Source organism: Paenibacillus zanthoxyli JH29, assembly GCF_000520715.1.
GTDB classification, from domain to species: Bacteria; Bacillota; Bacilli; order Paenibacillales; family Paenibacillaceae; genus Paenibacillus_AQ; species Paenibacillus_AQ zanthoxyli.
Genome location: NZ_ASSD01000612.1, coordinates 1 through 7,516 on the forward strand (window position 1 = coordinate 1; position 7,516 = coordinate 7,516).

At 55.9% G+C, this 7,516-nt stretch carries 7 protein-coding genes; 1 reads left to right on the forward strand and 6 read right to left on the reverse strand.

Features of this window, described 5'->3' with window-relative positions:
- From L691_RS0123660 to L691_RS0123670, 3 genes are all read right to left on the reverse strand, one after another.
- Positions 1-1,066: AAA family ATPase (locus L691_RS0123660; protein WP_025692752.1), on the reverse strand; the 1,066-nt coding region annotated here is incomplete at its 3' end.
- A gap of 1 nt (position 1,067) precedes the next feature.
- Positions 1,068-2,417, reverse strand: coding sequence for a metallophosphoesterase family protein (locus L691_RS0123665; protein WP_332249110.1), 1,350 nt, complete (start codon positions 2,415-2,417; stop codon positions 1,068-1,070).
- A complete protein-coding gene (locus L691_RS0123670) occupies positions 2,414-3,550 on the reverse strand; it encodes a glycosyltransferase family 4 protein (protein ID WP_025692754.1) in 1,137 nt (378 codons plus the stop codon). Before L691_RS0123670 ends, L691_RS0123665 begins: the two co-directional genes overlap by 4 nt.
- A gap of 326 nt (positions 3,551-3,876) precedes the next feature.
- Between L691_RS0123670 and L691_RS0123675 the strand changes: the two genes are divergently transcribed.
- Positions 3,877-5,271, forward strand: coding sequence for an RsmF rRNA methyltransferase first C-terminal domain-containing protein (locus L691_RS0123675; protein WP_025692755.1), 1,395 nt, complete (start codon positions 3,877-3,879; stop codon positions 5,269-5,271).
- Positions 5,272-5,356: 85 nt separating this feature from the next.
- Here L691_RS0123675 and L691_RS0123680 read toward each other — a convergent pair whose 3' ends face one another.
- The 3 genes from L691_RS0123680 to L691_RS0123690 all read right to left on the reverse strand — a co-directional run.
- A complete protein-coding gene (locus tag L691_RS0123680; protein WP_025692756.1) occupies positions 5,357-6,157 on the reverse strand; it encodes a Cof-type HAD-IIB family hydrolase in 801 nt (266 codons plus the stop codon).
- A gap of 79 nt (positions 6,158-6,236) precedes the next feature.
- Positions 6,237-6,995 carry a pseudouridine synthase gene (locus L691_RS0123685; protein ID WP_025692757.1) on the reverse strand — a complete coding sequence of 253 codons (759 nt, stop codon included), beginning with the start codon at positions 6,993-6,995 and terminating at the stop codon, positions 6,237-6,239.
- A partial coding sequence (locus L691_RS0123690) for an RsmF rRNA methyltransferase first C-terminal domain-containing protein (RefSeq protein ID WP_025692758.1) occupies positions 6,996-7,516 on the reverse strand: 521 nt, incomplete at its 5' end.

A 7,516-nucleotide genomic window follows, 5' to 3' on the forward strand; every position in this document is an offset into this window, starting at 1 on the left:
GCAGCAGCTTCCGCTCCTCTTCCAGCCGCCGCAGCTCCGTCTTCCGGTTCTCATAGCCGCCTTGGGCGCGGAGAAGTCGTTCCAGCCGGGGACCCTGCGCTTCCAGCCGGGCGTCCTGGGCAATTCCGGCCAGTTCCTCTTGGAGTTCAGAGACATTTCGTTCGGCGCGTACCGCCCCCTGCGCCACATTACCGGTCCGTGTCTGCAGATCCCGCCAGCGTTCCGGAGCATCCTCGGGGAAAGAGGGAAAGTCCGGCAGCTCCCGCAATTCCTGGCGGGCGGCTTCCCATTTCAGCCACAGCTCACGGATGTCGAGCGCTTTGCGCAGCCGTGTCAGCCGGGCCCCTTCCTCACGGCGCCGCCGCTCCAGTTCTTCAAGCTCACTTTCCGCAGCCCGCAGCGCTGCGGTATTGTCATTGTAACGCGGAAGATAAGAACGGCTTTCCGCAATCTGCCGTTCCAGCTTCTCGATCGACTGAAGAGTCTTGGCCGCTTCCTGTGTTCTTCCCCGGGGCTTGTAAAGCTTCTCCGCTTCCTGCTGAAGACGCCGCTCCGCCCGCAGAATTTCGCCTCCTCCGCCGATGCCTGCGTGAAACAAATAGCTGCTCATTTCCTCGGACTGCAAGGTTCCAAGCTCCTGAAGCTCGTCCAGCGTCACCGCAAAGAGCTGGCGGAACATGCTCCGGGAGACGCCGCCCAGCAGACGTTTCTCCAGCTCCTCCTGTCCGAGCTCTTCCACGCTTCCGTCGATGCCGCTTAACGTAATCTTGAGCCTATCGCCCTTTCCGCCCTCCGAACCTCCGGCATACCGCCGGATGCTCCAGGTATTTCCTTGTCCGTCCCGGGCAGTCAAGGCGCCCCCATGCAGGCTGCTATGTACAGGCTCTAACCTTTCCGCCGGATAGTTCCTTCCAGGAATTCCGAAGAGCATGGCGCGGATAAACTGCAGCATCGTAGATTTGCCGGCCTCATTAGGGCCGTACAGCACAGTCAATCCCGCTGACAGCTCCAATTCCCTGGCGTGAAGACGGCCAAAGCCGCCGATTTCAAGCCGCTGAATTCTCATCTTACCGACCTCCTTGGCGGCTGCCGGGCCGATCATCACTTTCTTCATCCGGTTCCAGAACATCGCTGAGCAGGGTCACGGCCGTTTCGGCTGCCCTCGTCAGCCAGACGCGCATATCGTCTTCCCCGGCTTCGGCCAGCAGCCGCCTTAGCTCACGGTTCTCCCCAAGAGGCGCCAGGGCGGTCCGGACAAGCTCGTCCAGCGCTTTGCCATCCCCCGCGCTTTCCTCCGCGAGACGCATCAGCTCGCCGAGAAAGCTGTCTTCCGCAAGCAGACGTTCACGGTCAACTTCGGTTCCGGATTCAAGCGAGAACCCTTCTGGCCAGACAAGCCCATGGAACCGTCCTTGTTCCGCCCGCAGCGCTTCGCGCCGGCGCAGCTCATCCAGCAGATCTTCCGCCGCCCCTCTTTCCGAGAGAATGCGGTGAACGGCGCCCCGGCCGGTGATTCGAAAACGGACGACGGACATCATATGCGGATGCTCCTCCCGGATTTCATCCACCGCCCGTTCTACCGCCTCGATCCACTCGTTTTCCCTGACCATATTGTCAATTGAAATATCCTGAATCAGAAAACGGACCTCATCCAATTCCTTGAACCGCAGGGCAGCGATTCCGCAGGCGTCCACATCCACGATGCAGCAGCCCTTGGGTCCTGTCTCCTTGACGCTGCGTCCTTGGATATTCCCCGGATATACGATAAAGGGACGTTCATTGAGAACCCGTCGCTTATGGATATGGCCGAGCGCCCAATAGTCGAAGCCGGAGTCGATCAAATCTCTGCGGGTACAAGGAGAATAGGTCTCATGCGCCGGATCGCCATCGACATTCGCGTGCAGGAGCGCGATATGGAACAGCCCGCTGTCCTCTTTCCGCCGAAACCGCAGCGACGTATTTTCCGTCACCTTGGCCGTAGGATAAGAGATTCCGCTTACAACTGCGGCTTCCTGCCCATCAATGCGGCGTACGGCGGTGACCTGGCCCGGCTTGTCGGCGCCGAAGACTGTTACATTATCCGGAAGCTCCATTTGAAGACGCGGACCGTCCAGCGGATCATGATTGCCGTGAATGAGGAAGACCGCGATCCCGCTTCTGGAAAGCTCCAGCAGCGCTTCCTGAAAGCGCAGTTGGCCCTGAAGCGAAGAGTCGGCAGAATCGTAGACATCTCCGCTAATGACGACAAAATCGACCGCTTCCTCCAGCGCTACGGCAACAAGCCGCCCTAGGGCGGCAAAGGCGGCTTCCCGCAGATAGTCTCTAATGAGTCCCGGGATATGAGATAGGCCGGTAAAACGGCTGTCCAGATGCAAGTCTGCGGCGTGCAAAAAACGAAACGGGATCATGCCGTTCATTCTTGGCTGCCGGTCTGAAGCTGCAGATACGTCTTTTTCAGCTCATTGGCGATGCGGGTCAGGGAGTACAGATTTTTGGCTTTATCCCATGCCGAACGGGACAGCTCATAACGATAGGCCGGATCTGTGATGACCTTCTCCAGCGCATCCGCCAGGGCAATCACATCATCGGGCTTGACAAGCAGGCCGTTGATACCGTCCTCGATCTGCTCCGGGATGCCCCCAACATCTGTTCCAACGAGCGCCAGACAACTCAGCGCAGCTTCCGCGAATACGGAGCCAAAGGCTTCCGCGCGGGACGGCAGCACAAAAATATCAAAAAACGGCATAAATTCTTCGGGGTGCAAGGTATAGCCGTAAAAAATGGTCTCATTATATATACCGAGCGACCTCGCCAGATTCTCCAGATCGGAGCGGGACGGTCCGTCGCCGATAATATGCAGCACGTATTCGTGACCGCGCTTTTTAAGCTCGGCGCAGGCGTTGAACAGCACATCAATCCCTTTAGCCGGAACAAGACGGGTGACAGTCACCAGCTGCGGGACATCGTTTTCATGCGCGACCGGCTTGAACCTTTTTTCGTCAAATCCGTTCGGGATAATTTGGATACGCGACGGGTTCTCCGTGTAATGCGACATATAATCGGCAAAAGACCGTGACACGGTCATCAGCCGGTCGCTCACAACCTCCAGCTCCCGGTAAATCAAAGTCAGGAACTCATGCTCCAGCCCGTTCTCGGCAATTTTCCCGTTCAAAATCAGCTCGCGTTCGTAGCTGGAGTGGACCGTCTGAACAAGCGGCACATCCGGAAACGCTTTCTTCATGGCCATTCCAGCTATTGGATGATGCGCGTGAATCAAATCGAACCGCTTATTCAGGCGCAGCTTTGTCCACCATAAATAATCGCGGTAGGTCTGGATATATTTTTGTACGACCGGACTCTCGCCGTAAGGCGTCCAATCGAAAGTTTCAAAGACGATTTCGTCACTGCCTTTTCCACGGATGCGCTTGGGCAGCCAGAACAGTTCCATATCCCAGCGGCTTGATCGAAAGCGTTCCTGCAAGTAGGGAATCATTGAGGATACACCGCCGGGCTGCTCCGGCGGAAAGAAGAGCGCTTGCAGCAGATTCATATGGTAAGTCCCCTTTTCTATTGCCCAAGAAGAAACAACTTCTCCGTCCCTTCAGGGATGGTGCCGTTACTCATAGAAATAGAAGAACACGATATAAGCATTAGAGCTTATAAATTCTTATATTTTCAAAAACGGCCTTGCTTGGCAATTATGATATAGTTAAGCATATGTACACAGGCACTGCTTAAGCTCCTAATTAGATTTTATCGGCATCCGTCCTAAACGGCAACACACAAAACCGTTACCATTCGCAGGTGAGGCCGCAATGCCTTGTGCCGCAACGCTTCATTCCTCTTGAATAAAATGAAAAAAAGGAGAATGCAACAATGAATAGGGAAATGCTGCCCGCAGCTTACACAGCCATGATCGGAGAGATGCTGGGAAGCGAAACGGACGCCTTTCTGGATACATATGCAGCGCCGAAGACCCAAGGGCTAAGAATGAATGGGCTAAAAACCCGCACAGCTTCGGGGAAAAAAGCTGCTGAAAAAACTGAGTATCTATTCGGCCTTCAGCCTGTTCCCTGGTGTCCCGATGGCTATTACTACGAGGAGCCCTCGCGGCCGGGACGCCATCCTTATCATGAGGCCGGATTATATTATATACAGGAGCCATCGGCCATGTCCGCCGCCGAACTGCTGGACCCCAAGCCCGGTGAGACGGTGCTTGATCTCGCCGCCGCTCCCGGGGGCAAGACTACCCATATCGCCTCCCTGATGAAAGGGCAGGGACTGCTCGTATCGAATGAAATCCACCCTGAACGGGCCAAAATCCTGGCGGAAAACGTGGAACGGCTAGGTCTTTCCCATACGCTTGTAACCTCCGCGAATCCTAGCGATCTGGCGCGGCGCTTCCCGGAAACCTTCGACCGGATTATGCTTGACGCCCCCTGCTCAGGAGAAGGAATGTTCCGCAAAGATCAGGGCGCGATCAACGAATGGTCGCCGGCGCATGTGGAAATGTGCGCTGCCAGGCAATGGGATATTGTACAGGATGCGTATACTATGCTGAAGCCCGGCGGACGGCTTGGCTATTCCACCTGCACGTTCAACAGGAAAGAAAATGAAGAGCTGATCGCGCGGCTTACGGCAACCTATCCCGATATGGAGCTGCTGGCGGCAAAACGGCTGTGGCCGCATCAGGACAAAGGCGAAGGGCATTTTGTAGCCCTGCTGGCCAAGGGTGGAGCTCCTGATCCTTCAACCGCAGACCCGTTGCAGGGCTCTGCAAAACGCGGAAATCGGAGTGGTAAAGGACGTGCTGGCGGAAGACCGGATGCCGCCGCGCAGAATGCATTCCGGCAGTTCCGGGAATGGGCTGCCGCAGAAATCCCGGGATTCCGGGCAGAGGGCGTTCCGGTTCTGTTCGGGGATTCGCTCTACCTGCTCCCCTCTGCGTTTGGCGAATCCTTTTCCCCGGAACTGCTTCACGGACTGCGGATTCCCCGGGCAGGTCTGCATCTGGCCCATCTGAAGAAGAACAGGCTGGAGCCTGCGCATGCGCTCGCTATGGCTCTTTGTCCGGAGCAGGCAGCGCGTTCGTTCGCTCTGGACCCGGAAAGCTCCGAGGCACGAAGCTGGCTGCGGGGCGAGAGTCTGACCGTGCCAGGCGATCTGCAGGGCTGGACGCTGGTCACTGTGGACCATCTGCCGCTTGGCTGGGGGAAAGCAAGCTCCGGCCAACTCAAAAACCATTATCCGAAAGGACTGCGCCAGCCTTAGACCTGCATGATATTATACGCCCTGTTAACAAAAGAGTGCTCTTGGCCGCTTAGGCTAAGGAGCACTCTTTTATGAAAAATCCGACTTAAGATAAGCAATATTTGATAAGAGCCTCCGATACCCCATTTTCGTTATTGGTGCCGGTGATCGCGTCTGCCGCCGCTTTGACTTCTACAGGCGAATTGTCCATAGCAATCCCGAGGCCCGCGAAATTAAGCATCGAAATATCATTATAATAGTTGCCGATAGACAGCACGTCCTGCTGACGGATGCCCAGCTGCTTAGCCAGATTCTTCAGCGCATTGCCTTTTGAAGCTTCGTGATGCATTAAATCAATGAAAAACTCTCCGCTCCGCTGGATATTAAACGACCGTATCCATTTGCTCCACTCCCGCTCTGCTTCATCCATCATTTCCGCTGTGGAAAATACGGTGAATTTGACAATCGGTTCACGAAACTCATTCCATGCCGGTAAGGACGCGGGAACTAGCTGAAGATGCTCATACATAAAATGGGCTTCTTGGGTCAGATGCTCCACATTGTCGACATACAGCTCAAATGCGGTATTTACATCAAAATGGATATCACGTTTGCGGCAATATTCAATATACGGATCAAGTCCGCGTCCGTCCATAGGATACTGATGAATAACCTCCTGATCTTCTACCTGCACGGTGACGGCGCCGTTATCGGCAAGCACATAACCGGTCAGTCCCATCTCCTGCATAATCGGAATGGCGTTCTTCGGGTTTCTTCCCGTACAGAGAACGACCCGGGCTCCCTGTCTGGTGACCTCGGCCACCGTCTTTTTGTTCTCGGGGCTCAAGATATGATCGTCATTTAGCAGCGTACCGTCAACATCTAGCGCTATAAGCTTGTATTTCATTTCTCCACCATCCCCTGAGCATCTTTTGTCTCTATGTTTGATTATAATACGGCGTCATTCCGGCTTGTGCATCCCATTGTTAAATTTCTGCGCCGAGCAGCTTAAGCTCCTCGCTCGTCAGCTCACGGTAGGCGCCTTCGGGAAGATTCGCATCCAGGGGCAAATTGCCCATCGAAACTCTTTTTAAAAAGATAACCTTCTTCCCGACAGCCTGGAACATCCGTTTCACCTGGTGAAACTTGCCTTCGGTAATCGTTAGGGAGATTTGCGAAATGACCTGTCTTCCGCGCTCCCTTCCCAGAACAGTCAGCTGCGCCGGCAAAGTAACATAACCATCCTCCAGTCTAACCCCCTCCGCAAAAGCCGTCACATCGTCCGGGCCGACCTCGCCTTCCACGATGGCTTCATATGTCTTGGGCACATGCTTGCGCGGCGACAGCAGCTCATGGGCAAGCTGTCCGTCGCTCGTCAGCAGCAGCAATCCGACCGTATCTTTATCCAGTCTCCCTACCGGAAAAGGCTCGAACACCGCATAGCGCTCCTCCAGCAGATCCAGCACCGTCTGGTCCCGTTTGTCCTCCGTCGCCGACAGCACGCCCGGCGGCTTATTCATCATGAGATAAATATGCTCACGGTAAAGAACCGTCTCGCCGGCCACCTCGATTGTATCGTTATAGGGATCGACATGCGCGCCGCTGTCTTTCACGATCACGCCGTTGACGGTGATGAGACCCTGCTTGGCCTGCTTGCGGAGCTCGCTGCGCGAGCCATAGCCGACATGGGACAGTATCTTATCCAGCCGCTGCTTTTTTCCTTCGCCGCCTTTTGACTTTGCCATCTAAGTCCACCTCCAGCCCGCAGGATATTCATTCTTGAGGATGCCATTCTGCCATTTCCCCCAGCCGGCGCTGTATCCGTCGATACAGACGAGTACATACCCCTTCGGCGATGTGCCGGGGGCAATCGCCAGGCGGTCCTCCGAAATCGACAATGTCTCCCCCTTCAGATAGGACACCGCTTCTGGCCCGTCTCCGGCAAGCGACAGACTGCGCAGGCTCTCTCCGGGAGTCAGCGCGGTCGCGAGCGGGTGGCCCGGAATGAAGCGTCCGCTCCGGACATGCCCTATGTACCAGCCGGGACGCACCGTTTTGAGACCATTAAGCGCTTCACGCGGCAGCGGTGACAAATACAGATGCTCCCCGAATAGGACGGGATGGCCGTCCGGCTGCCAGCCAAGCTGCTCCCGGGCAAACGCGGCATAGGACGCTAAAATATCTCCCTCCGTTGCAATGGCCGCACTGCGCCTCTTGCCATCGCTCCGGGAGGAATTGCGGCCGTTCCTGCCGTTCCGGCTGGCGC